Genomic DNA, 22,152 nt, shown 5'->3' on the forward strand with positions numbered 1-22,152 from the left:
CGCACCGGAAAAGTCCGACGCGTGGCTGCCGACCCGCAGAATCGTTCGAGAGCTAGAACGCCCAGTTGCCCTTGCGGAACACGGGCTCCCGCACGCCGTCCGCCGTAATGCCGTCGATGTCCATATCAGCCGAGCCGATCATGAAGTCGACGTGCAGAATGCTCTGATTCAGCCCTGCTTGCTCCAGCTCTTCGCGCGACATGGAGGCGCCGCCTTCGATGCAAGTAGGATACGCATTGCCGAGAGCCAGATGGTTGGAGGCATTCTCGTCGAACAGCGTATTGAAGAAAATCAAGCCGGAATTCGAGATCGGAGAATGATGCGGCACCAGCGCAGCTTCTCCCAGATAACGCGATTGGCCGTCCAGATCCAGCATCGTCTCCAGCACCTCATAACCCTTCTCCGCTTCAAAATGAACGACCCGTCCTTGCTCGAAGGTCAAGCTGAAATTTTCGATCAGCTTCCCTTGATAGCTCAGAGGTTTGGTGCTTCGCACGAAGCCGTTCGTGCCGGTTCGAAGCGGCGCGGTATAGACTTCCTCGGTGGGCACGTTGGGATTAAAGGCAGCGCCCTTCTCGTTCCAGGAAATGCCGCCGTTCCAGCGATGCCGTTCCGGCAATCCGATGACCAGATCCGTGCCTGGCCCCCGGTAATGGAGCTGCTTGTATTGCTTGGCGTCCAGATAAGCCCGCTTCGCAAGCAGCTCGTTATTATGCCGCTCCCAGGCCGCAACGGGATCGTCCTCGTTCACGCGAACGATTCGGAGAATGGCCTCCCATAACGTTTCAACGGCTTCATTCGGTTCCAGCTGCGGGTAGACGAGCCTGGCCCAACCCTCCGAAGGAGCGGCCACGATGGACCAGGTCATGCGTTTCGACGACATGTACGATCGAAAGGTCGCGAGCGCCGTGGTAGAGATGCGGGAGTAGCCCGCGATCCGGCCGGAATCGACGCCTTTCAGCAGCTCGGGGTCCTCCGAGTGGATGAGCAGGTAGGCGTCGCCTGCCTCGGCCAAGTCCGTCATGGCTTGCGCCCGCCAGGCGGGATATTGCTCGAATGCCGCGTCCGGGGCGAGGCTGTAGTGAAGCTTGGTTATTTCCTCGTCGCGCCACTCCACGTGCACTTGCTTGGCTCCAACCTCGTAAGCTCGTTTTACGACGAGGCGGGCCAGCTCCGGCACATGGATGGGCGCGTTGATCCAGAGCGTCTGTCCCGGCGAAATATGGACTGCGGTGCGGACGATCAGATCGGCATATTTGGTTAACTCCGTTAAAGTTGGCAAGATGGATTCCTCCTCTTCTGAACCAAAGTGTATCACATTTCGATTGTTTTCTTCATCCGCAATAGTCGGGGGGCGGGCCATAGCTTGAACTATTCAATTGAACCTGTTAAGTTTTTTAGTACATGCTTTTCCCCACATGATCCGAAAGGAAGTGTCCATACATGAATCTGGAATCGGTTATGCAAGAGCTCGAAGCGCTTGGCAAGGAGCGCACCAAAAAAATCTATATGTCCAACGGCGCGCATGAACCGTTGTTCGGCGTTGCCACGGGCGAGATGAAGCCCATCAAGAGAAAGATTAAGCAGAATCAAGCATTGGCGGACGAGTTGTATGACACGGGCAATTACGACGCCATGTACTTCGCCGGCGTCATTGCGGATCCCAAAGCCATGACCGAAGCGGATTTCGATCGTTGGATGGACAGCGCGTATTTCTATATGGTTGGCGACTACGTGGTTGCGGTCACGTTGGCGGAGACCGACATCGCGCAGGAGGTGGCGGACAAATGGATCGCGAGCGGCGACGAGCTGCGGATGTCGGCGGGCTGGAGCTGCTATTGCTGGCTGCTGGGCAGCCGACCGGACAGCGAGTTCTCCCGGAACAAGCTGGAAGGCCTGCTTGAACAGGTAAGCCAGACTATACACGAGGCTCCTGCCAGGGCCAAATATTCGATGAGCAATTTCCTGTATACGGTCGCCGTGTCGTACAAACCGCTCCATGAACAGGCTTTTGAGACAGCCAAAGCGGTGGATCCCGTGGAGGTCCAACTGGACAATGGCAAAAGCAAAATTCTTCAGGCGCCAGCCAATATTCAGAAGGCGATCGACAAAGGGCAGATTGGCTTTAAACGCAAATACGTTAGATGCTAATGATTTTGTCCATTAGGTTTATGGGCGGAACCTGCCAGACCGGTACGGGAGCATTTGCCGTGCCGTTTTTTTGTAGGGAAGTATATGATTTCGCCATCGGCTTAACGCTGTTTATTCTTTGACAGAACGACAACCAGAAACGGTCAGTCCCAATTCGTCAAGCAGGCGCGAATGGTATAAGGGGCTTGTCCGTGACAACCGATAGAGGGGATGAACAGTAATGGAACCTGTAATAGTGACAGAAGAAGAAATGGTGTTGGAGGCGGTAGAGTTCTCTAACGTGTATCCCATTCTGATTAATGAAATTGATCATATCGAGCGTTTGCGGGGGAAGCTGAACGACTTCCAGCTCATGTTGGCCGTCTCGCGAGCCAAGGACGCCATGTCGATCCTGGGCTGGGAGCGTAGGCAAACCGTGAATGCGACCCTGGAGAGATATGCGAGCATCTACCGGGAATACGGCAGGAAAGCGGCGGACAGGTGGGTGCTTGAGACCTTCGGCTTCGTGCTGGAGGCGGGCGATGAAGAGGAGCTGGAGACGTCCCTTGAAGAAGCCGGCGAGCTGGAGCAACCGGAGCATCCAGAGCATTCGGAGCATTCGGAGCATAGCGAAGAGGCGGAAGAAGAGGAAGCGAACATCCGCCTCAGCATGCAGGAAATTTCCAGTCTGATCGCGGTCAAGGAGGCGGAGCTGCTCCAGCTCTATCGGGAATTCTACCGGTTGTCCAAGCCGAATTCCTGACAGCATCCGCCTGCCTTCCGCTATGAACCCGCTATCTCTTCACGGCTGCAATCCGGATGCGCCGGTAGTCGGCGATCCATTCGCCGTCGCGGAACAGATGAGGGGCAAGATCATTTACGCATCGCGTAATAATGGCGTTCCGCTCTTCTTCCCGAAAGCCTTGCAGCAGCGGTCCCGCGAAGGCGCGCAGCCAATTGCGCATGCCTTCATCGCCGCTGCCGAGCGGGGTAGGACGATCATACAGCTCTGCGTAACGAACCTCGAAGCCTTGCTTCTCCAGCAGTGAGGTATATTCGCCAACTGTGGGAAAATACCACGGAAACCGAGCCCTCCAATCCACGCGAGCCAGCTCCAGCTGCGCCGTCAGAGCCGCAATAATGGTACCGACATTGCCGCTGCCTCCGAATTCGGCCACGAATCTTCCGCCTGGCCGAAGCGCTTGCCATATGGAGGAGATCACTTCCTGCGGTTTCAGCATCCAATGCAACGCGGCATTCGAGAATACGGCGTCGTACGGCTGTTCGCCCGCCTCTAATCGGAACTGCTCCGCGTCGGCTACGCGGAACGACAGTCCGGGGAATTTGCTCCTGGCGGCTTTAATCATATCCTCGGAGTAGTCAAGTCCGACGCAGGTTGCGCCAGCATGCGAAATCTCATGTGCAAGATCTCCCGTTCCGCAGCCCAAATCGATGATGCGTTCTCCTTGCTCCGGCTTAAGCAGCTCGATTAGTCCCTTGCCCAGCCTTGATACGAATCCGATTCGATCGTCGTAATGTTTGGCATCCCATGCCTGGCCCTTCTCCGCTTGCCCCATATTTGCTCATCCTTTCCGGCTTTGATGTCTCTTATTATCTGCCTGCTTAAGGAGAAGGGGAAATAGTTATTCAGAATTGGCTTATAGGAATAATGAATAAACGATTGATCGTTTATTGGATTTCGTCGTGAAGCAGCTTGGCAGAATACATGTCGAATTGACGCGGGAAGCTGGTTTCGTTAGGATAAAACGAACGGCAAAGTTTAAAGCATGCACTATACAACATGATTAGAACGTACAGGTTAGGAGGCAAACATGTCATACATTCTCGATTTTCTCATTGATTTAGGCATTCAGAAGAAGATGGCGAGTTATCTCGCGACGATTATCACGATTGCGGGGATCGCGCTGATCTGCATGTTGGCCAATTGGCTGACCAAGAAGGTCGTGCTTCGCGTCATCACGCCTTATGTAGGCAAGAGCAAGCTTCAGTGGAGACGTTTTTTGCTGGAACGAAGAGTCATCCATAAGCTTTCGCATATTGTTCCGGCCATCATTATTTATTATTTCTCATTCAGCTTCCCGACCTATCAGCACTTGATTGCTAAAGGCGTCATGATTTATATGGTCGTCGTTATGTTAATCGTCTTAGATGCCCTATTGGATATGCTGAACGACGTATACACCACTTACGATATTTCCAAAATGAGACCGATCCGAGGTTACATTCAAGTGGTCAAAATCGTCGTCTTCATTGTCGGAGGCATTCTGGTCATCTCGAATCTGATCGGCGAAAGCCCGATTATTCTGCTTAGCGGAATCGGCGCCTTGTCGGCCGTTGTCATGCTCATCTTCAAGGATTCCATCCTGGGACTCGTGGCCGGCGTCCAGCTCACCTCCAACGACATGGTACGCGTGGGCGATTGGATCAGCATGCCGAAATACGGAGCGGACGGAGACGTTTTGGACATCTCCCTGAACACCGTCAAAGTGCAAAATTGGGACAAAACGATTACGACGATTCCCACTTACGCCCTGATCTCGGATTCCTTCATCAACTGGAGGGGGATGCAAGCATCCGGCGGCCGCCGCATTAAACGTTCCGTCCATATCGACGCCGCAAGCATAGGCTTCTGCACGCCGGAGATGCTGGAGAAGTTTAAGGGCATTCATCTATTAAGCGACTATATCCTCGACAAGGAACGGGAAATCCGACACTACAACGAGGAGCATGAGATCGATACGGCGAACAGGGTAAACGGAAGAGCTCTTACGAACATCGGCGTATTTCGGGCTTATTTGCAGCGTTACATCGAAGAGCATCCTAAGGTGCACAAAGGCTTGACCCGTATGGTTCGACAATTGGAGCCAGGGGAACATGGACTGCCGCTTGAAATTTACGCGTTCTCTAACGATACGGCATGGGCGGTTTATGAAGGCTTGCAATCCGACATTTTCGATCATATTTTTGCCGTGGCGCCCGAGTTCGGTCTTCGTATCTTCCAAAGTCCTTCCGGTGCGGATATGAGGGGAATGCTGCAGGGAGAACGATCCTCCACAAATTATTAAACAGAACGCTTGTTCCCTTTTTTGTTGACAAAAAAAGGTCGAATTATGGTATACTGGATCCAATCGCAGAATGGAGGTCAGGGTCATGTCGGAGCAGCTCACTCGAATCGAATCGTTGTTGGTCACCTTAACCGAGCAAGTCATGGACAAGTTCGACAAAGTGGATGTCAGGTTTGAAGCAATGGATCAGAGGTTCGAAGCAATGGATCAGAGATTCGAAGCAATGGATCAAAAGTTCGAAGCAATGGATCAAAAGTTCGAAGCTCGGTTCCAAGTCATGGATAACCGTTTGGATGAGTTGGATGGTGAAATGAAGCACCGCTTTCAGACGATGGATACTCGATTCGACTCCGTGCAGGCTCAGCTCGATCGAATGGAAGAGGCACAGGCTGAGGATATTTTGGGCATTCTCCAGATGACCGACGCCAAGCTCGATACCGTGAAGGCGCTGTGCGAGCATACGTTAAAGGAACAAGCTTTGCTAAAGTATGAGCTGGACAGGCTGAAGCCATCCATTTTTTCGCAATCCAACAAGCTGTTTATGAACGACTTGGAATAATCCATTGATAATCAAGGCAGTGAAATATAAGCGGGCAGACGCCTCCGACGTCTGCCCGCTCTTTTCTTTTTATGCGCGGTTGGAGTGGGAGGCTCGGGACGCAGTCCTTACGCCCCGAGTTCTGCGGACGTGTCTTGGCAACCTGTTACGATTGGATTATTTTCCCGGGACGCTTGCGAAATTTAAAGGATTCTTGCCGTATGGCGGCGAAAGCAGTGAGCCCAAAGAATATGGCAGAAGGTGTGATGAAGGATGACGAGAATGCGAAAATGGGTCATTAGTCTGGCTGTACTCGCGCTTGCATCGTCGCCGAGTTTCGCTCACGCGAAGAGCGGGCAGGCCGATGCGGGGATTAGCATTTATTACGGGATCAAGGCCGGGGATACGTTATACGGCATATCGAAGCGGCATTATTTGACAAGCGACTACGTTAAGGTTGCGAAGCAGAACGGTCTCGATCCCAAGGCCAAGCTAAAAGTGGGCGCAAGGCTGAAGCTGAAGGATCCCCTTGTGCTGGATCATTACACCGTGGCCAAAGGCGACACTTTGTTTGCCATCGCCGGCAAATATTTTAGCCGGAGCAATTATATCGGCATCCTGATGCAGGTTAATGGCTTGACGGGAACCACGGAACTTAAGAAAGGCAGGACGCTTAGTATCCCCACGCCTTCCGGACAGCGTTCGCATCAAGTGAAAGAAGGAGACACTCTGCAAAGTATCTCCGCCAAGTATTATAAACAGTCGGATTACGTGGCCGCGATTGCCAAGAGCAACGGAATCGACGGCGTCTCCGGAACGATCAAGCTTGGGCAATCGCTGCTAATTCCGAATCCGTTCTAAAGAGAGGAGAAAGCCGGGACTTTCTTGGCGATGATCGTTGACATCGCATGTTGATGGGGAATGCCTGACGAGTTGCAGTCGAACACAATCTCGGAGCTGTCTTCGATATACCAATCGCGGTAGCGGGACAACAGCTCGCCGGAATGCCATTTGTAGGCGTAAGGCTCCTTCTCGGGCGGCGGCGCAATAAACGGCTTGTCGACAAACACGTTAAAGCAGTGCATGCCGTTTGGATTCGTGAAACGTTTGTAATTGTCGAAGATGTCCTCTCTGAAGTCCGGCTTTATATAATGGAGCACGCCGCTGGAGTACAGAATGTCGTAGTGCGCATCCAGGCGGTAATCCAGAATGTCGGCTTTGAACACATTCACTTGGACGCCTGCCTGCTCGGCGAGACGTTTCGTCTTGCCGATGCCGGCGTCCGTCACATCGAACGCGGATACATCGTACCCGTTCCGCGCAAAGAAAACGGCATCTTTCCCTTCGCCGCAGCCAATATCCAGCAGCTTAAGCCTTTTTACCGGAGGCATCGCTTTTAGCACCTCGTAGCAAGCCGCATTCGGCTCCGTCCCCCAATAATAGTCTCCCGATTGATATTCTTCCTCGTAGATCGTAATCGATTTCTCCTGCAAGGCGTAACCCAGCAGCTTGTCAATGCTGACCTGAAGCGTCCTCGACAGCTCCGGCAGCACGGCCACATCCGGCATGGATTGAGCGTTTTCCCACTTGGACACAGCCTGGAACGACAGGCCGAGTCTCCGGGCCAGCTCCTCTTGCGTCAAGCCTCTTTCTTTACGGTATATACTGATGTTTCTCGCCAACATTTCCTTCATGCTGTACGCTCCTTCTTTTGCTTTGTTCTCATTGTAGGCGAGAAGGATCCCCGAAACAATAACCTGTAAATTGAGCTTTTCGAAAATTCAACCCGGAGTTGAGTGATCATCTAAAGATTGATGGATTGACGATGAGAGGAAGCCGTTTTATAATAAACGAGTAATTTACTAAATTACTAAATTACTAAACTGAAATCCGGAATGCGATATGAGAAGGATAAGTAAGGAGGCTGGGAACTCTAATGGATCGGAATAGGCGGAAGGAATTGCAGGAAGCATATAAGGAAATGAAAACCTATATGGGCGTCGTGCAAATCAAAAATAAGGAGAGCGGCAAGTTGTATATTGCCAGCTATCCTAATCTCAAAAATAAATGGCCGAGCATAAAAACGCAGCTTGAGATGGGGAGGTTCAAGAATCTCGAACTGCAGAAGGATTGGCGCGAGCTGGGGGAAGCGGCGTTCGCGTTCGACATTCTGGAACAGAAGGATACAAGCGACATTACGGATATAAAGTGGGCGTTGAAGCAGTTGGAGAAGCCATGGCTTCAAAAGCTTCAGCCATATGGCGAGAGGGGATACAATAAGCCGCCTCGAGAATGAGGACTGGAGCAATGCGGTCCGGTAATGATATGATGGTAGTGGGTGATGCTGACATGTCTAAAGAGACGACCGAGCCGGAAACACAAGCGTCCGGCAATGACAATCAAACAAATGACAACAACGAAAAGATGGTAGAGCTGCTCAAAGCCGTATATCATAACGGCATGACGGCATTAAAAATGTTTTTCGAAGAGGTTGCTGGCCAGATCGTCAATCAGGAGCGATACGGGCCGATCTTTGTATTCCAAGTGCGGGATGCTTCAAAGAGCGTGTACGCATGCGGATTTTTCCTTCAGGAGCTGATTCAGAGATTCCAATCGGGCAATGACCCGGCGCAATGGCTGTCTTCCTTCTTCTTCGAGATGATGAAGCAGGAAGGCGGCAAAGGACTGCCGAATCCGCCGTCGGGCGAAGAAGAGACGAAGGCGTTGATCGACAAAACGCTTGTCCCGCATTGTATTGAGGCCGTGCGCGAGGAATTCGCTCCCGAGCAGGTTCATGCGGGCTTGGGCTTCGTACCCGAACACGGCCCTGTATTCGAAGCGGGATTCCCGTCGATAAAAGATGGCAACAACGTATGCGCCATTCCGCTGCATGTTCTGATTACGCATCATCTGCTAAACCGCGATCCGGCAGAGATTCTGATCCAGGGACTGTATAATATTCGGGAGCAACACGGTCTGGAGTAACGACTATGATTCATCAGCTTGAGCACGGGAATTCAACGATCGCTGCCGCTATTCTGGACGTACAGCTTCCTGCTTATCGGATAGAGGCGGAGCTGCTCGGATTCGACGGCATTCCCGCTCTGCGGGACACCGTCGCGGATATTATGGCATGCAACGAAACTTTTGTCGGATATCGCGATGGGGAGAATCTGCTGGGACTTATTGCTTATGAGAAATCGGGGCCGGAGCTCGACATATGCCGACTGGTGGTCCATCCCTCGGCCTTTCGAAGGGGCATCGCAACGAAGCTGCTGGAGCATGTGCTGGAGCGGGAGGCGCCGGATCGCGCGACCGTAAGCACAGGCAAGGAGAACGGTCCCGCGATCGCTTTGTACAAGCGTTTTGGGTTTACGGAGAAGAGGGAGATAGAGGTTGCTCCGGGATTTTTTATTTCATCATTAGTTAGAGAAATGAAATAAAATATTTTTTGCAATTTTTACAACCTAAACCATGATTGCGGTGTTATACCATTGTAGGACTATTCTCATAAGAGAGAGGGATGGTAAACATGGCAAAAAAGGGTCTTCGTAAGTCGTTTCTCCTAATTCTGGTCGTTCTTGTTACGCTGATGGCAGGCGGACAAGCTGTCTTCGCGGACAACGGGGGAACAAAACCGCTCACATCGCCGCCGCCCGACATGATTCAGCCGCTTGCGCTCTATACCGGGTATACTTATTTGCTCGGCTCGTCGATTGCTATTCAGGATAATACCGGATTTGTACGTATTTCCGTAACGACTTCGGCGAAGAGCAGCGTGTCCACTATAGGCGCGTCGGTCCAGTTGCAGCGTTATACGGGAACGGCCTGGATTGACGTCGGCTCCTCGACAACGCGTACGGCAAGCGACACATCTTATTTATCCGATTCTGTCGATAAGGTGGTAAGCACAGGTTATTACTATAGGGCCAAGGTTACGCACTATGTTACGCATGGCAGCGTGCACGAATCCGAAGTCGAATATTCGGTCACGGTACTGGCCAGTTAGCAGTAAGGCTGTCCCGAAGCATCGTCTGCCCGGGACAGCTTTGGCTGGCCGATCGTTTGAAAGCCTCACGGAATTATTCCGTGAGGCTTTGCCGCGTTATTCGCTAACGCCATTGGATATTGCTGCCGATCTCCATGATCTCCTCCCGGTCCAAAATGCCGAAAATGTTGACATGCAGGTCGTTCGCGAAATACTGAAGGCTCGCGTATCCCTCGCTGGTGATTTGGAGATAGGCTTCGTATCCGTTGACTGAAGTCATTTCCGATTCAATGTCCGGGTCATCCGATGATATCTTCATTCGCTGATCTTTTTCTATCTTCCGGATTGAAATGCGGTATAGGCCGCTCTCCCCCGACTCCCGTTCGTACAGAAGCGACAATTGCTGGCCTTTGTCCGAATCTTGATGGCGGTAGGTTATAATTTCGGTAAGCGCAAACGAATCCGGAACATGAACGATACTCGGCAAAGCGAAATTCAGATGCTTCGCCGCTGTCTTAAGCGTATCATGTCGAATGGGATTCGTACCGCGGTACGAAAGATCCTGGCCGTCGGACTTATTCGACCCGCCATCCTCCGCAATGCCGGGAGGGGGAGCCGTCTTGGGAAGCGTGCCGTTCGTCTTCGGTTGTCCGATTGTCAATTCCAGAACCCCGTCCTTGATTGTGGTAACCGCTTCGATGACGGGCTTGAAGGCAGTGGTTACAGCGGGTGTTCCGAACAGGTATGCTCCCAGCAGGAAGGAGGCGGCGATATAAGGTACAAGCTTTAAACGGCGTTTTATTGCGGCCCTTCGGGCCAATTTCTTCTGAATTCTGGCCCAGGAAGGCCCGGGGTCGGGTACAAGCTGGGAGCTGTGCGCAGCTTCGTCGAAGGCTTGATCGAATAATATATCGAATTCCTCGCGATTCATTCTATTCCCCCCATCTTTTCGCAAATTGTTTTTTCATCGCTTCTCTGGCCTTGTATAACTTGTACTTCACTTTGTCCTCCGTCGTATCGAGCTCGGCAGCCATTTCCTTGTAGCTGAGCTGCTGCTTCCACCTTAGCTCGATCAGCGCGCGGTATTCCGGCTTGAGCTCCGTCAGGCAGGAGGAGAGCTCCTCCGCCATCAGCTTGATTTCGATCTCGTCCTCCAGCGCAGAGGAATCGGTTGCCAGTTCTGCATTTTCTTTAATATAAACACTGTCAGAATCGATAACGTTGCGATTTTTTTTATGTTTTCGAAAATAATTATAGATTTCGTTCTTCACGACGACCTTCATCCAGCCTTTGAGATGCGCTTCGCTCTCAGCTTGCGGCACGTTCCGAATGATTTTCATAAACGCGTTCTGGATAATGTCCTCCGTCGTCGCATGATCTTGTACCATATAAATAATATTGGGGTATACGTATCGGTAATATTCTTGATAGATCTCCCTCTGGATATTTGGGGATAACACTTCAAAGCGTGCTGTGGTCAGGTGGAACATCGTGCTTTGCATCTAGCCTGGATACCCCCCTCTTTGGCATAGGCCGCTTCTCTGCGGCACTCTATCTTCCGTCATTATAACGTATCCGATCCCACTTGTGAGCGTAGATTTGCGTCCTTCAGATCGTGGCGATACAATGGAGGCTGATAAGAGGAAGGAGCGAGCCTATGACGAATTCGCTAAACCCAAGTTTAGACGGAGAATATATGGTGCGGCAGCTTGTAAAGCTTCTTGGTATACCAAGCCCAAGCGGTTATTGTATGGAGATTATGAATGATGTGGGGGAAGAGGCGCGGAGACTCGGGTATGAAATGGAGCTGACGCCCAAAGGCGTGGGCATCATTACGATACCGGGCGAAGAGGAGTCGACTGTAATCGGCATCTCCGCGCATGTCGATACGCTCGGCGCTATGGTGCGGTCGATCAAGTCGAACGGCATGCTTCGCTTTACGCCGATCGGAGGTTATTCGATGAACAGCGTGGAAGGCGAATATTGCCTCATTCATACGAGAGACGGACGCAAGTACGAAGGAACCGCGCTGACGACGAAGCCATCGGTTCATGTCTATTCGGATGCGCGCGATCTAAAGCGCGAGGAAGCTCATATGGAAATCCGGATCGACGAATCCGTGAAGTCGAAGGAGGAGACGGAGAAGCTCGGCATCTCCGTCGGTGACTTTATCTCCTGGGATCCTCGCACGAGGGTGCTGGATAACGGCTGGATCAAGTCCAGGCATCTCGATGACAAAGCAAGCGTAGCGGCATTGTTCGGACTTATGGAATGGCTGAAGCGGGAGGGGAGAACGCCGAAGCATACGCTGAAGCTGATCATCTCTACGTATGAGGAGGTCGGCCATGGCAACGCCTACATCCCGCCTGACATTACGGAGCTGCTGGCGGTCGACATGGGAGCGCTCGGCGATGATCTATCCGGCTCCGAGCGGCATGTGTCGATCTGCGCCAAGGACTCCGGCGGGCCTTACGATTACGGCATGACGACCCGCCTGATCGAGCTTGCAAAGCGCGAAGGGCTGCCTTATGCGGTCGATATCTATCCGCAGTACGGCTCCGACGCCACGGCGGCGTTACGCGGGGGAAGCAACATCCGTGCGGCGCTGCTCGGACCCGGCGTTCATGCGTCGCACAGCATGGAGCGCACGCATAAGGAAGCCGTCATTAATACGGCGGCGCTGCTGCTCGCTTACGTCATGGAATCCAGGTGAACCGGCAGTCGCCGCCTTCTGGGGGCTCAACTGCTCGTTTACGTCATGGAAACCAAGTGAACCGGCAGTCGCCGCCTTCTGGGGGCTCAGCGTGTAACATTTATGAGAATGATCCGGTCAAGTATGGAGAAATCCAACTGTTCTATTGTTGCACGATATACGGTTAAGCCCGTTAAGGGCTTGGCCGTTTTTTGTTTTTCTTGCTCAGTTGGTGATAAACCTCTTATCGTTAAACGCATGCATAATCCGAAAAGAGAGGGAAAAGCTCCCTCTAATCTTATTAAAAACACGCTATAGGGATGTTATAAAGGGAAAAGCTCCCTCTAATCGTATGGGTTCTGCACGAATAGCGGGATTTGGCCAGAATTAGAGGGAGGATTGGACCTCTAGAGCTCCCACGATGGTGAGGATGGGGGAATTAGTGGGCATTTTTCCCTTTATCCATAAAGAGCGATGATGACCTTCATGAGGAAGAAATTTCTATTGTAGAAAGCAGCTGTAGAAAGCAGCATTTTGTGTCGAACAGCCAGCTTCTCCAGACTTGGATGAGCAGAATAATCCATAAAAGTGAGCTTGAATATCCATGTTTAATGAGGGGGATGAGGAGTAAACTTAATGCAGTAGCAAAGAAAATAGGGGGCGTGACGGTGAAATCCAAGCCATTGTTCAAAGAACATCTGATGAATCACAAAATGCAATACGTCTTTGGCGCGGTGTTATTGTCCATATCATGTCTGCTGCAGCTTGTCATTCCGCAGCTGCTTGGGAGTTTCGCCGACCTTGTGCAAGAGGGCATTACGGCGGGTCAAATTCTGTCTATCGCGTTGTGGATTGTCGTCGTCGGATTTCTGGCGGCGTTTTTCCGTTCGACAGGGCGGATCTATTTATTCCGGTTGGCGAGATTGCTGGAGAAGCATATCCGGAAGAGATTGTTTATGAAGTGGGAGAGCCTGCCCAGCGAATACTTCGGCAAGCAGCGGATCGGCGACCTCATGAGCCATGCCGTGAACGACATTAACATTATGCGCGAGGTAGGCATGATGGGCGTTTTCTCTACCATCGAGGCGGCCGTGCTGATCGGCGTCGCCATCGCCGCGATGGCGGGCACCGTCCATATCGGTCTAACGCTGCTGGTGCTGCTGCCGCTTCCCGCGCTGACTTATCTTGCGTACCGGTTCCGGGGGGAGATCGAGCAGCGAACGACGCTTGTGCAGGAAGCGGTTGGTCAACTGACGAGCCGCGTGCAGGAATTTGTTGCCGGCATTCGGGTCGTGAAGGGTTACGTTCAGGAGCAGCCTGAGATGAATAAGTTTAAGGAAGACAACCGGAACAATCTGGAGACGAACTGCAAGCTCAACAAATCCAATTCTTTTTTTACGGCCATAAGCTCGGCGATTGTAGGAGTCAGTTATTTGCTGTCCGTCGTATTCGGAGGCTTGCTCGTGATGAGGGGAAGCATAGGCATGGGCGATTTCGTCGCTTTCAACACGTACCTTACCATGCTTGTCGCACCGGTCGAGAACCTTGGCAAGGTCATTAACATCTTGCAGCGGGGCAAAGCGGTCGACGTGAGGCTGCGGCACATACTCGATACGGAGCCTGCAGTGGCCGATGCAAAGGATGTTCATTCCGTAGAGGAAATGCGAGGCGCCATAAACGTGAAGGGATTGACCTTCCATTATCCCGGACAGAAGCGGGCAGCGCTCGACAACATTCATCTGAACGTGCCGGAAGGAAGCAGTCTTGCCATCGTAGGAAAGGTAGGAAGCGGCAAGACGACTCTCGTCAATCTGCTGCTGCGGCTTTATAACCCGCCAAGAGGCACAATCGTGATCGACAATCACGATATTATGGATATTCCATTGCGGCAATTGAGAGAGTCCGTCGGCTTCGTGCCGCAGGAGCATATGCTGTTCTCGACGACAATCGGCAAGAATATTGCTTTCCATCCTGGAGGTTACGGACAGGAGCACATTCAGGAAGCGGCAAAGGTCGCGCAGGTCTATGACAATATCGTGGAATTTCCCGGGAAATTTGACACCTCCCTTGGAGAACGCGGCGTATCGTTGTCCGGCGGTCAACGCCAGCGTGTCAGTATTGCCCGGGCGCTAATCAAGGAGCCGGCCATATTGGTGTTCGACGACAGCTTGTCGGCGGTGGATGCCGAGACCGAGGAGAGGATTCTGGAAGGGCTGAAGAAAGCGATGAAGGGACGCACAACCATCATTACGAGTCATCGCCTCTCGGCTATCCGTCATGCGGATCAGATCGTCGTTATGGATCAGGGACGTATTGTGGAGCGCGGCGATCATGCCTCTCTCATGAGGCGCGGGGGACTCTACGCTTCGACTTACAATAAGCAGACAATGAAGACCGGAATGGAGGGTTCGCTTGGATATTCATAATGAACGACGGTTAACCGGCGTGAAGGACGGATTGTTATGGCGCAAAATGATGGCCTTCGCCGTTCCGTATTGGCGAAGCCTCGCCGTCTCGCTGCTGTTCGCCCTTCTTGTCGCTGGCGCGGCCGTCACACAGCCGTTGCTCGTAAAGTCGGCTATTGACGACCGGATTAACGGGCTTATGAAGCCGATGGTTTATGTAACGGATGCCGCTTCGTTGGCTCGATTGGCAGGGGATGAGCGCACGCAGGGCAAGCCGATCGTACTGGGAGAACGGACGTATTACCGCGTAAGTCAGAGCGGGGAAACTTGGCCGGAGGGCATTTATTCCGCCAGCATCTCTCAGCGCGACGGCGCTTATTATTTGCAAGAAGGCCGGAGCGGGGAGTCGGGTTCTGCTGCAGGAGGAGAGGGCTATGCGCTTTCCAAGGAAGAGATTGCGGCGTTCCGTCAGCAAGACTATTCCGGTCTGATCATCCTTGCGGTGCTCTTTGTGCTGAATGTGGCGGTAACGGGCATCTTTACGTATTGGCAGTCCGTCATTTTGTCGAATACGGGGCAAAAAATTATTTTCGACATGCGCAATGTAATGTTCAGCCACTTGTCGAAGCTGCAAACCTCCTACTTCGATCGCAACCCCGTCGGACGGCTGGTGACAAGGGTGGCGCATGACGTGGAAGCCGTCAATCAGCTGTATTCCCAGGTCATCGTCAATCTGGCCAAGGAGGTTCTGATGCTGGTCGGCATCGCTTCCATTATGCTGGTGCTTAACGTCAAGCTGGCGTTGGTATCGTTCGCCGTTATTCCTTTGCTGGTTTTGGTAACCTTCTACTTCAAGGGGATCATCAGGGAAGCTCAGCGCGTATCCCGGCTCATGCTGTCGAGATTGAATTCCTTCCTTGCGGAGAGCCTCAGCGGCATGACGATTGTCCAAATGTTCACCCGGGAGAAGCAGCAGCTCGACGAATTCGTGAAACTTAATGACGAGCATTATCGCGCCGGGATGCGGGGCAGCGTCAATAACTCCATCTTTAACCCTATGATCGGCTTCGTCGGAAATCTGGCCCTTGCGCTTGTTGTCTGGTACGGAGGGCATTCCGTACTGGCTGCCGGAGTCACGTTCGGCGTCGTGTACGCGTTCACGACTTACGTTAGACAGTTTTTCCAGCCTTTGACGGCGCTGGCCGACCGTTACACGCAGATTCAGACGGCGCTGGCTTCGGCGGAGAGAATTTTCGAGATGTTGGAGGAACGCCCTGACATCGTGGACAGAGAGAACGCGAAGGAGATCGAACGGCCGCTTAAAGGAGCCATTCGACTGGAGCGCGCCTGGTTCGCCTATAATAAGGAGGAGTGGGTGCTGAAGGATATCAACATCTCCATTAAGCCGGGCGAGACGGTAGCCTTCGTTGGCGCGACGGGAGCGGGCAAAAGCTCCATTATCGGGCTGATTAACCGATTCTACGATATTCAGAGGGGCAGTCTGAGGATCGACGGCGTAGAGGTGAAGGACTACAAGCTGGATCAACTGAGGCAATCCGTCGGCGTTATCCAGCAGGATCCCTTCGTCTTCACGGGCAACATCTACGACAATATCCGGATGAACCGGGCGGACTTGAGCGACGAAAACATTCGCCACGCGGCAAGGGAGCTCGAGATGGACGAATTTATCGAACGGCTGCCGCAAGGGTATGAGACGCCCGTAGGCGAACGAGGCGTCAAGCTGTCCTCCGGACAGCAGCAGCTGCTGGCGTTCCTTCGCGTCTACGTAAGCGACCCCGACATTCTTATCCTGGACGAAGCGACCTCGCATATCGACACGGAGACGGAGGAGACGCTGCAGCGCGGGCTCTTGCGTTTGTCGAAGGGCAAGACGACGCTGATCGTGGCGCACCGGCTGTCGACGATTCGACATGCGGACAACATTATCGTCCTCGACAAGGGTCGTGTGCAGGAGATGGGAGATCACGATACGCTGATGAGACGCGGCGGGCATTATCGCAAGCTTTACGAGCTGCAGAACGATGAAGGGCCGAAGGAGCAGCGGGGCGCGGCAGCGAGAGCTGGCGGAGTGTTAGCCGCGACGATCGCGAAGTAGCGATGAGTCCAGGCGGAGCGTTAGTCGCGACAATCGCGATGGAGCGACGGGTCCAGGCGGAACGTTAACCGTGACAAATGCGAAGTAGCGATGGAAGTTTGGGCGTGACGACCGCCGCGAAGTGGCGATAATCACCCTTACGGGTGGTTCGATCGCTCCGTTGTGCGAGTCTGTCCTTCTAACGGACAGGAACGTCGCTATTCTTCAATTAGATGATGTTTCTAAAATCTAACGGACACGCACAACCTTATCTGCACCATCCGAACAACTTTCGGCTTTATTTTAGCCATATAATGTCGCTCCTGTCCCTTAGCATTTGATCTAGGAGTAAAACGGGCTAATAGTGTCGCGTGAGTCCGTTAGATTCCCAATCGCTTGGTCTGTCCTATACGTGAACAAAGCCGTACCGGCAGCGGATTAGCTGTTCGGTGCGGCTTTGTGCGTTTTGGCATATTGCGAGGGCGATTGCCCCGTGAATTTCTTGAACAAGCGGCTGAAGTACAGCTCGTCTTCGTATCCGATGCTTTGGGCGACGGCCTTCAGCTTGTAATCCGACAGAATGAGAAGCTCCTTAGCCCGGTCCATGCGCAGCTGGGTCAAATAATGAATGGGGCTCGCGCTGACGTATTTCTTGAACAGCCGGGAGTAATGGCTGCTGCTCATCCCCGCCATGGCGGCCAGCTCTTCTACGGTCATATTCTCGGCATAATGATTAACCATGTAATCGATGGTCGACTCGATCATCGTATTTGTATGTCCCGTCACGGCCTGCGAGCGCAAATCCGAGATGATCTGTGTCAAGATCTCGAGAAACAGGATGCGTTGCCGCATTTGGACGATCTGGCCGCGATGTTTCATCAGCTTCATAATCCCTTCGAACGAATTGAGGAGCGGAGGGATATTCGTGATGGCATAGCTTCCGGACAAGGGGAACGGCAGCTCCCTGTCGCTCTCCAGCGTCCAGCTTCCATCCTCCTCGTAGGCGGCAACGGCGTAAGCGAAGCGAACGAAAAAAAATTCGATGGGGCCTTCGCCATCATTGATCCGCTCGACGATCATGCCGGGGGGGAGAGCAAACAGCTTGCCCGGCTCGGCCGTGTAGGAGGAGCCGTTCAGCACGAAGGTCGCTTTTCCTTTTGTAATCAGCCACAAGCTGTGGAAGCGATGGGTGTAGGGACCGTTCCGCCAGCCCGCCGGCTTCTGGGAATGTCCGGCCAGCATAACTTTGAAATTCATTCGGATCATATCCCGCATCATTTCCCATGGTTTCATGGTGAAGTAAGCCTCCCGAGTTTAATTGGTTTGTTTGCATCATCTTTTCTATTTATTCAGCGATCTCTTCCGATAAGCCGAGGGCGGCATGCCGGCATATTTGGCAAACGCTCTGCTGAAAGCGAAAGGATTGCCGTAACCAAGCGAGTAGGCAATTTCGGTGACCGAGGCGGCGGTGCTGTCCAGCAGCTCCGCCGCCTTGTCCATGCGCACCTTGCTTATATATTGAAGAGGAGACAGGCCGACTTGCTCCGCAAATGCCGTCGAAAAATAATTGCGGTTCATGCCGGCGAGCGCCGCCAATTGCTCCACGGACAACCCCTCAGCCGCATGAAGCTCGATGTAGCGGATGCTCTGGCGTACCCATTCCATAGTAGACGGGGCAGGCTGTTTCTCCATCGTAGTTCGGTTAAGGCTTGCGAAAAACTTAAGCAGCAAGCTTTGCATCTCGAGCGCATAAGGCAGACTGTCGCTGCCCGGCGCGTTCCGGATCAGCTGGAACAGTTCCATTAGCGCCGCTTGTAAAGAGGAGCTGAACCGGCCGCGCAAATATGGGTGACTTGGCGTGATGCCGGTAGAGCCAAGCAGAGACTCCGCGCCGGGTCCGTCGAAAGCGAGCCAGGACAATGTCAATCTTTTGCAGTCAGGATCGCGATGATAGGTGTAGGATCGCCCTTTGAACTTGCAGAACAAATCCCCTCCCAGCAGTAAAATCTCACGCTCGGCTTCCCGCAGAACAAGCCGCCCTTCCGTCACGAGATGGAGACTGTAGCAGTCCATGCGCTTCGGACCGGCCTGATAACCGGGTTTGGTTACGCTTTGCCCGCCTCGCACGACCCATACCGATTGTTCTTGCTCCCAGCTGCCGGGCGTATGAAAAAGAAACTCCGCATGCTCATGGCCGTAATCCTTCCAGTACAAGCGAATCCTCCTCCTCCAACAATCTGAGAAATTGATAGGTATCCCCAACATCGAGACATGGTCATCTCCGTTGATTCTTATTTATAATCTTAGCATAAGAGGAGGATGAACGATGAAAAAACCTAACATTCTGTTGATTACGAGCGATCAACAGCATTGGAATACGATCGGCGCGTTTCATAGCGAGCTTCATACGCCTAATCTCGACCGGCTGACGCGGGAAGGCACGACTTTTACGAGGGCATACTGTCCCAACCCGACCTGTACGCCGACGCGCGCCTCCATTATTACCGGGATGTATCCCAGCCAGCACGGAGCTTGGACGTTAGGCACGAAGCTGCTGGAGGATCGCCATACGGTGGGAGAAGATTTCCTGAAGGCGGGTTATCGGACCTCCTTGATCGGCAAAGCCCACTTCCAGCCGTTGAAATCGACAGAGGAATACCCGTCGCTGGAGGCCTATCCCGTGCTTCAGGATTTGGACATGTGGAGAACATTCGCCGAGCCGTTCTACGGCTTTGAGCATGCGGAGCTGGCGCGGAATCATACCAACGAGGCGCATGTCGGGCAGCATTACGCGTTATGGATGGAAGAAAAGGGCTGCGCCAATTGGCGTGATTATTTCTTGCCGCCGACGGGAAATATGGATCCTAACCAGACCTACAAGTGGCCAATTCCGGAGGAGTATCATTATAATACCTGGATTGCGGAACGGAGCAATGCCATGCTGGAGCAATACGCGAAGGAAGACGAGCCCTTTTTCCTCTGGTCCAGCTTCTTCGATCCGCATCCGGAATATCTGGTGCCGGAGCCTTGGGATACGATGTACGACCCGGACAGCTTGACGATTCCAAGCGCGATTCCTGGCGAGCATGACAACAACCCGCCGCACTTCCGCATGACGCAAGAGGAGAACCCGGACTTCACCGCCTGGATGGAGACGGGAAGAGGCATTCATGGCTACGGCTCCCATCATTACTCTATCTACGGTGACAAGAAGAGACTGACGGAAGAGGACCGGAAGAAGCTGGTGGCCGTCTACTACGGCATGATCAGCATGATGGACAAATATATCGGTTCCATCTTGAATAAGCTCGACGAGCTTGGCTTGGCCGACAATACCGTCGTCGTGTTCACGACGGATCATGGCCATTTCTTCGGACAGCACGGCCTGCAGCAGAAGGGCGGCTTCCATTACGAGGATCTCATCAAGCTGCCGTTCATTGTGCGGTATCCGGGACAAGTGCCGGCGGGCGCTCAATCGTCCGCGATCCAATCCCTGATCGACCTGGCGCCGACTTTTCTGTCACTCTGCGGCATTTCGGTTCCGCACGCCATGACGGGCGTCGATCAGAAGGATGTCTGGCTCGGCCGCCGAGGAAGCGCCAGAGATCACGCGCTCTGCGAGTTCCGGCACGAGCCGACGACGATTCACCAGAAGACGTACGTGGACGAACGCTACAAGATCACCGTCTACTACAATCAGACCTACGGAGAAATCTTCGACCTGCAGGAGGATCCCGGAGAGCTTCGCAACTTATGGGACGAGCCCGCCAGCGCCAGACTTAAGTCGGAGCTTCTGCTTCGGTATGCATGGGCGGAGCTTGGCAAGGAATCCATGCCGATGCCGCGTATTTGGCATGCCTAATCATTGACGGGTTTAATTGTATGCAAGGCGCTCCCGACCGAAAGTTTCGGTTGACGGAGCGCCTATTTTTTGTTTAAGAAATGATGTGACATTCCAGACTGTGGATAATGAGCCTGCAGCGATAAGGAACTTAAACGAAAGTGCCGATGGCCCGGAAAGTAACTCGGATAAGCGTCCATAGGCGTAAATAACGTCTATGGCTCCAAAAAGTAGGCGGACGAGCTGCTGTAGGCGTTAAAAACGCCGATGGCTCGGAAAGTAACTCGGATGAGCGTCCATAGGCGTAAAAAACGTCTATGGCTCCAAAAAGTAGGCGGACGAGCTGCTGTAGGCTTTAAAAACGCCGATGGCTCGGAAAGTAACTCGGATGAGCGTCCATAGGCGTAAATAACGTCTATGGCTCCAAAAAGTAGGCGGACGAGCTGCTGTAGGCTTTAAAAACGCCGATGGCTCGGAAAGTAACTCGGATGAGCGTCCATAGGCGTAAATAACGTCTATGGCTCCAAAAAGTAGGCGGACGAGCTGCTGTAGGCGTTAAAAACGCCGATGGCCCGGAAAGTAACTCGAATGAGCGTCCATAGGCGTAAAAAACGTCTATGGCTCGAGTTTGGCGGCAGCTAACCTATTTGAGCTTGCTAATCACCGTCAGGTGATATTGTTGTACTTTTTGGATTGACAATCCAATCCCAATACTGTATTTTAATAAATATCTAATTAGATAAATATCTAATCAAATATAAAGGGAGGCGTCACGCCATGCAATTGGACAAAATCGTGCAATATCACAAAGCCTTGTCCGACGCGACGCGGATACGCATGCTGGCACTGCTCGCCGAAGGCGAGCTTAACGGGCAAGTGCTGGCGGAGAAGCTAGCTCTTACGCCGGCGACGATTACCTTCCATGCAGCCAAGCTGCGGGAGGCAGCGCTTATTTACGAGCGAAGAGAAAAAAATACGATCTACTTCTCATTAAATCCTTATTTCCTGAAGCGAGGAGCCGAAGGGGTATTGGGGCTTGTATTTCATAAGAGGGGCGATGCTGATATGATGGAGCAAGACGAATATACGCGGCTGAGAGATTCGGTCATTCGCAACTTCTTCGACGCGGAGGGCAGGCTTAAGAGCATTCCGAGCCAGATGAAGAAGAAGCTGATCGTGCTGGAGCATCTGGTCTCCAGGCTGGAGAACGGACGGAAATACGGGGAATCGGAAATCAACGCCTTTATCAAGCTGGTTCATGATGATTTCGCGACGATTCGACGGGAGTTTATTATGCATCAGTTTATGTTCCGCGAGAATGAGACTTATGAGCTTAATCCGCGAGAGCTGTGGACGAAGTGGGAGGAGCTGAAGTAG

21 protein-coding genes are annotated in these 22,152 nt (G+C 52.7%); 14 read left to right on the top strand and 7 right to left on the bottom strand.

The features are described 5' to 3' along the window. Positions 1–52: 52 nt before the first annotated feature. Positions 53–1,282, bottom strand: a complete 1,230-nt coding sequence (locus KJW29_RS33065; protein WP_214627810.1) for an aminopeptidase — start codon at positions 1,280–1,282, stop codon at positions 53–55. Positions 1,283–1,443: 161 nt separating this feature from the next. Between KJW29_RS33065 and KJW29_RS33070 the strand changes: the two genes are divergently transcribed. Next, positions 1,444–2,151 carry a DNA alkylation repair protein gene (locus tag KJW29_RS33070; RefSeq protein ID WP_214627811.1) on the top strand — a complete coding sequence of 236 codons (708 nt, stop codon included), beginning with the start codon at positions 1,444–1,446 and terminating at the stop codon, positions 2,149–2,151. A 220-nt stretch (positions 2,152–2,371) separates the two neighbouring features. After that, a complete protein-coding gene (locus KJW29_RS33075; RefSeq protein WP_214627812.1) occupies positions 2,372–2,893 on the top strand; it encodes a hypothetical protein in 522 nt (173 codons plus the stop codon). Positions 2,894–2,924: 31 nt separating this feature from the next. Here the strand turns inward: KJW29_RS33075 and KJW29_RS33080 are convergent, their stop codons facing one another. After that, on the bottom strand, positions 2,925–3,707 hold the full coding sequence (locus tag KJW29_RS33080; protein ID WP_214627813.1) for a class I SAM-dependent methyltransferase: 783 nt from the start codon (positions 3,705–3,707) through the stop codon (positions 2,925–2,927). A 255-nt stretch (positions 3,708–3,962) separates the two neighbouring features. On the opposite strand from KJW29_RS33080, the gene KJW29_RS33085 reads away from it, so the two are divergent. The 3 genes from KJW29_RS33085 to KJW29_RS33095 all read left to right on the top strand — a co-directional run bounded on the left by KJW29_RS33085 (position 3,963) and on the right by KJW29_RS33095 (position 6,615). Further along, positions 3,963–5,216 (top strand): mechanosensitive ion channel family protein, encoded by a 1,254-nt coding sequence (locus KJW29_RS33085; RefSeq protein ID WP_214627814.1) that lies wholly within the window; start codon positions 3,963–3,965, stop codon positions 5,214–5,216. An 85-nt stretch (positions 5,217–5,301) separates the two neighbouring features. Continuing rightward, positions 5,302–5,775: a hypothetical protein gene (locus KJW29_RS33090; RefSeq protein ID WP_214627815.1), complete on the top strand. Its 474-nt coding sequence runs from the start codon at positions 5,302–5,304 to the stop codon at positions 5,773–5,775. A gap of 252 nt (positions 5,776–6,027) precedes the next feature. Further along, positions 6,028–6,615 (top strand): LysM peptidoglycan-binding domain-containing protein, encoded by a 588-nt coding sequence (locus KJW29_RS33095; protein ID WP_214627816.1) that lies wholly within the window; start codon positions 6,028–6,030, stop codon positions 6,613–6,615. On the opposite strand, the gene KJW29_RS33100 is transcribed toward KJW29_RS33095, so the two are convergent. Next, positions 6,612–7,448 carry a helix-turn-helix domain-containing protein gene (locus KJW29_RS33100; protein ID WP_214627817.1) on the bottom strand — a complete coding sequence of 279 codons (837 nt, stop codon included), beginning with the start codon at positions 7,446–7,448 and terminating at the stop codon, positions 6,612–6,614. The genes KJW29_RS33095 and KJW29_RS33100 overlap by 4 nt on opposite strands. A 242-nt stretch (positions 7,449–7,690) precedes the next feature. On the opposite strand from KJW29_RS33100, the gene KJW29_RS33105 reads away from it, so the two are divergent. The 4 genes from KJW29_RS33105 (at position 7,691) to KJW29_RS33120 (ending at position 9,763) form a co-directional block, all read left to right on the top strand. Continuing rightward, a complete protein-coding gene (locus KJW29_RS33105) occupies positions 7,691–8,050 on the top strand; it encodes a GIY-YIG nuclease family protein (RefSeq protein ID WP_214627818.1) in 360 nt (119 codons plus the stop codon). 53 nt (positions 8,051–8,103) lie between these two features. Continuing rightward, positions 8,104–8,739: a hypothetical protein gene (locus tag KJW29_RS33110; RefSeq protein ID WP_187103824.1), complete on the top strand. Its 636-nt coding sequence runs from the start codon at positions 8,104–8,106 to the stop codon at positions 8,737–8,739. A gap of 5 nt (positions 8,740–8,744) precedes the next feature. After that, positions 8,745–9,197: a GNAT family N-acetyltransferase gene (locus KJW29_RS33115; RefSeq protein WP_214627819.1), complete on the top strand. Its 453-nt coding sequence runs from the start codon at positions 8,745–8,747 to the stop codon at positions 9,195–9,197. 89 nt (positions 9,198–9,286) lie between these two features. Next, a complete protein-coding gene (locus tag KJW29_RS33120; RefSeq protein WP_214627820.1) occupies positions 9,287–9,763 on the top strand; it encodes a hypothetical protein in 477 nt (158 codons plus the stop codon). A 103-nt stretch (positions 9,764–9,866) separates the two neighbouring features. On the opposite strand, the gene KJW29_RS33125 is transcribed toward KJW29_RS33120, so the two are convergent. Together KJW29_RS33125 and KJW29_RS33130 are read right to left on the bottom strand one after the other, a co-directional pair. Beyond that, positions 9,867–10,673: a DUF4367 domain-containing protein gene (locus tag KJW29_RS33125; RefSeq protein ID WP_214627821.1), complete on the bottom strand. Its 807-nt coding sequence runs from the start codon at positions 10,671–10,673 to the stop codon at positions 9,867–9,869. A gap of 1 nt (position 10,674) precedes the next feature. Then, a complete protein-coding gene (locus tag KJW29_RS33130; protein WP_187103828.1) occupies positions 10,675–11,244 on the bottom strand; it encodes an RNA polymerase sigma factor in 570 nt (189 codons plus the stop codon). 155 nt (positions 11,245–11,399) lie between these two features. Here KJW29_RS33130 and KJW29_RS33135 point away from each other — a divergent pair, with 155 nt between their 5' ends. From KJW29_RS33135 to KJW29_RS33145, 3 genes are all read left to right on the top strand, one after another. Continuing rightward, a complete protein-coding gene (locus tag KJW29_RS33135; protein WP_214627822.1) occupies positions 11,400–12,455 on the top strand; it encodes a M42 family metallopeptidase in 1,056 nt (351 codons plus the stop codon). Positions 12,456–13,102: 647 nt separating this feature from the next. Beyond that, positions 13,103–14,860: an ABC transporter ATP-binding protein gene (locus KJW29_RS33140; protein WP_214627823.1), complete on the top strand. Its 1,758-nt coding sequence runs from the start codon at positions 13,103–13,105 to the stop codon at positions 14,858–14,860. After that, positions 14,847–16,955, top strand: coding sequence for an ABC transporter ATP-binding protein (locus KJW29_RS33145; protein WP_214627824.1), 2,109 nt, complete (start codon positions 14,847–14,849; stop codon positions 16,953–16,955). Before KJW29_RS33140 ends, KJW29_RS33145 begins: the two co-directional genes overlap by 14 nt. Positions 16,956–17,372: 417 nt before the next feature. Here the strand turns inward: KJW29_RS33145 and KJW29_RS33150 are convergent, their stop codons facing one another. Together KJW29_RS33150 and KJW29_RS33155 are read right to left on the bottom strand one after the other, a co-directional pair. Next, positions 17,373–18,227, bottom strand: a complete 855-nt coding sequence (locus tag KJW29_RS33150; RefSeq protein WP_214627825.1) for an AraC family transcriptional regulator — start codon at positions 18,225–18,227, stop codon at positions 17,373–17,375. Between the two features lie 48 nt (positions 18,228–18,275). Further along, entirely contained in the window at positions 18,276–19,148 is an 873-nt protein-coding gene (locus tag KJW29_RS33155; RefSeq protein WP_214627826.1) for an AraC family transcriptional regulator, read from the bottom strand. 112 nt (positions 19,149–19,260) lie between these two features. On the opposite strand from KJW29_RS33155, the gene KJW29_RS33160 reads away from it, so the two are divergent. After that, a complete protein-coding gene (locus KJW29_RS33160; RefSeq protein ID WP_214627827.1) occupies positions 19,261–20,796 on the top strand; it encodes a sulfatase family protein in 1,536 nt (511 codons plus the stop codon). 756 nt (positions 20,797–21,552) lie between these two features. Further along, positions 21,553–22,152 carry a DUF2087 domain-containing protein gene (locus KJW29_RS33165; protein ID WP_087569782.1) on the top strand — a complete coding sequence of 200 codons (600 nt, stop codon included), beginning with the start codon at positions 21,553–21,555 and terminating at the stop codon, positions 22,150–22,152.

The organism is Paenibacillus agaridevorans (assembly GCF_018604145.1).
Taxonomy (GTDB): Bacteria; Bacillota; Bacilli; order Paenibacillales; family Paenibacillaceae; genus Pristimantibacillus; species Pristimantibacillus agaridevorans.

Excerpts from the sequence above, each read along its gene's own strand:
- KJW29_RS33070 (WP_214627811.1), top strand. The coding sequence starts at position 1,444 with ATGAATCTGGAATCGGTTATGCAAGAGCTCGAAGCGCTTGGCAAGGAG.
- KJW29_RS33075 (WP_214627812.1), top strand. The coding sequence starts at position 2,372 with ATGGAACCTGTAATAGTGACAGAAGAAGAAATGGTGTTGGAGGCGGTA.
- KJW29_RS33080 (WP_214627813.1), bottom strand. The coding sequence starts at position 3,707 with ATGGGGCAAGCGGAGAAGGGCCAGGCATGGGATGCCAAACATTACGAC.
- KJW29_RS33085 (WP_214627814.1), top strand. The coding sequence starts at position 3,963 with ATGTCATACATTCTCGATTTTCTCATTGATTTAGGCATTCAGAAGAAG.
- KJW29_RS33090 (WP_214627815.1), top strand. The coding sequence starts at position 5,302 with ATGTCGGAGCAGCTCACTCGAATCGAATCGTTGTTGGTCACCTTAACC.
- KJW29_RS33095 (WP_214627816.1), top strand. The coding sequence starts at position 6,028 with ATGACGAGAATGCGAAAATGGGTCATTAGTCTGGCTGTACTCGCGCTT.
- KJW29_RS33100 (WP_214627817.1), bottom strand. The coding sequence starts at position 7,448 with ATGAAGGAAATGTTGGCGAGAAACATCAGTATATACCGTAAAGAAAGA.
- KJW29_RS33105 (WP_214627818.1), top strand. The coding sequence starts at position 7,691 with ATGGATCGGAATAGGCGGAAGGAATTGCAGGAAGCATATAAGGAAATG.
- KJW29_RS33110 (WP_187103824.1), top strand. The coding sequence starts at position 8,104 with ATGTCTAAAGAGACGACCGAGCCGGAAACACAAGCGTCCGGCAATGAC.
- KJW29_RS33115 (WP_214627819.1), top strand. The coding sequence starts at position 8,745 with ATGATTCATCAGCTTGAGCACGGGAATTCAACGATCGCTGCCGCTATT.
- KJW29_RS33120 (WP_214627820.1), top strand. The coding sequence starts at position 9,287 with ATGGCAAAAAAGGGTCTTCGTAAGTCGTTTCTCCTAATTCTGGTCGTT.
- KJW29_RS33125 (WP_214627821.1), bottom strand. The coding sequence starts at position 10,673 with ATGAATCGCGAGGAATTCGATATATTATTCGATCAAGCCTTCGACGAA.
- KJW29_RS33130 (WP_187103828.1), bottom strand. The coding sequence starts at position 11,244 with ATGCAAAGCACGATGTTCCACCTGACCACAGCACGCTTTGAAGTGTTA.
- KJW29_RS33135 (WP_214627822.1), top strand. The coding sequence starts at position 11,400 with ATGACGAATTCGCTAAACCCAAGTTTAGACGGAGAATATATGGTGCGG.
- KJW29_RS33150 (WP_214627825.1), bottom strand. The coding sequence starts at position 18,227 with ATGAAACCATGGGAAATGATGCGGGATATGATCCGAATGAATTTCAAA.
- KJW29_RS33160 (WP_214627827.1), top strand. The coding sequence starts at position 19,261 with ATGAAAAAACCTAACATTCTGTTGATTACGAGCGATCAACAGCATTGG.
- KJW29_RS33165 (WP_087569782.1), top strand. The coding sequence starts at position 21,553 with ATGCAATTGGACAAAATCGTGCAATATCACAAAGCCTTGTCCGACGCG.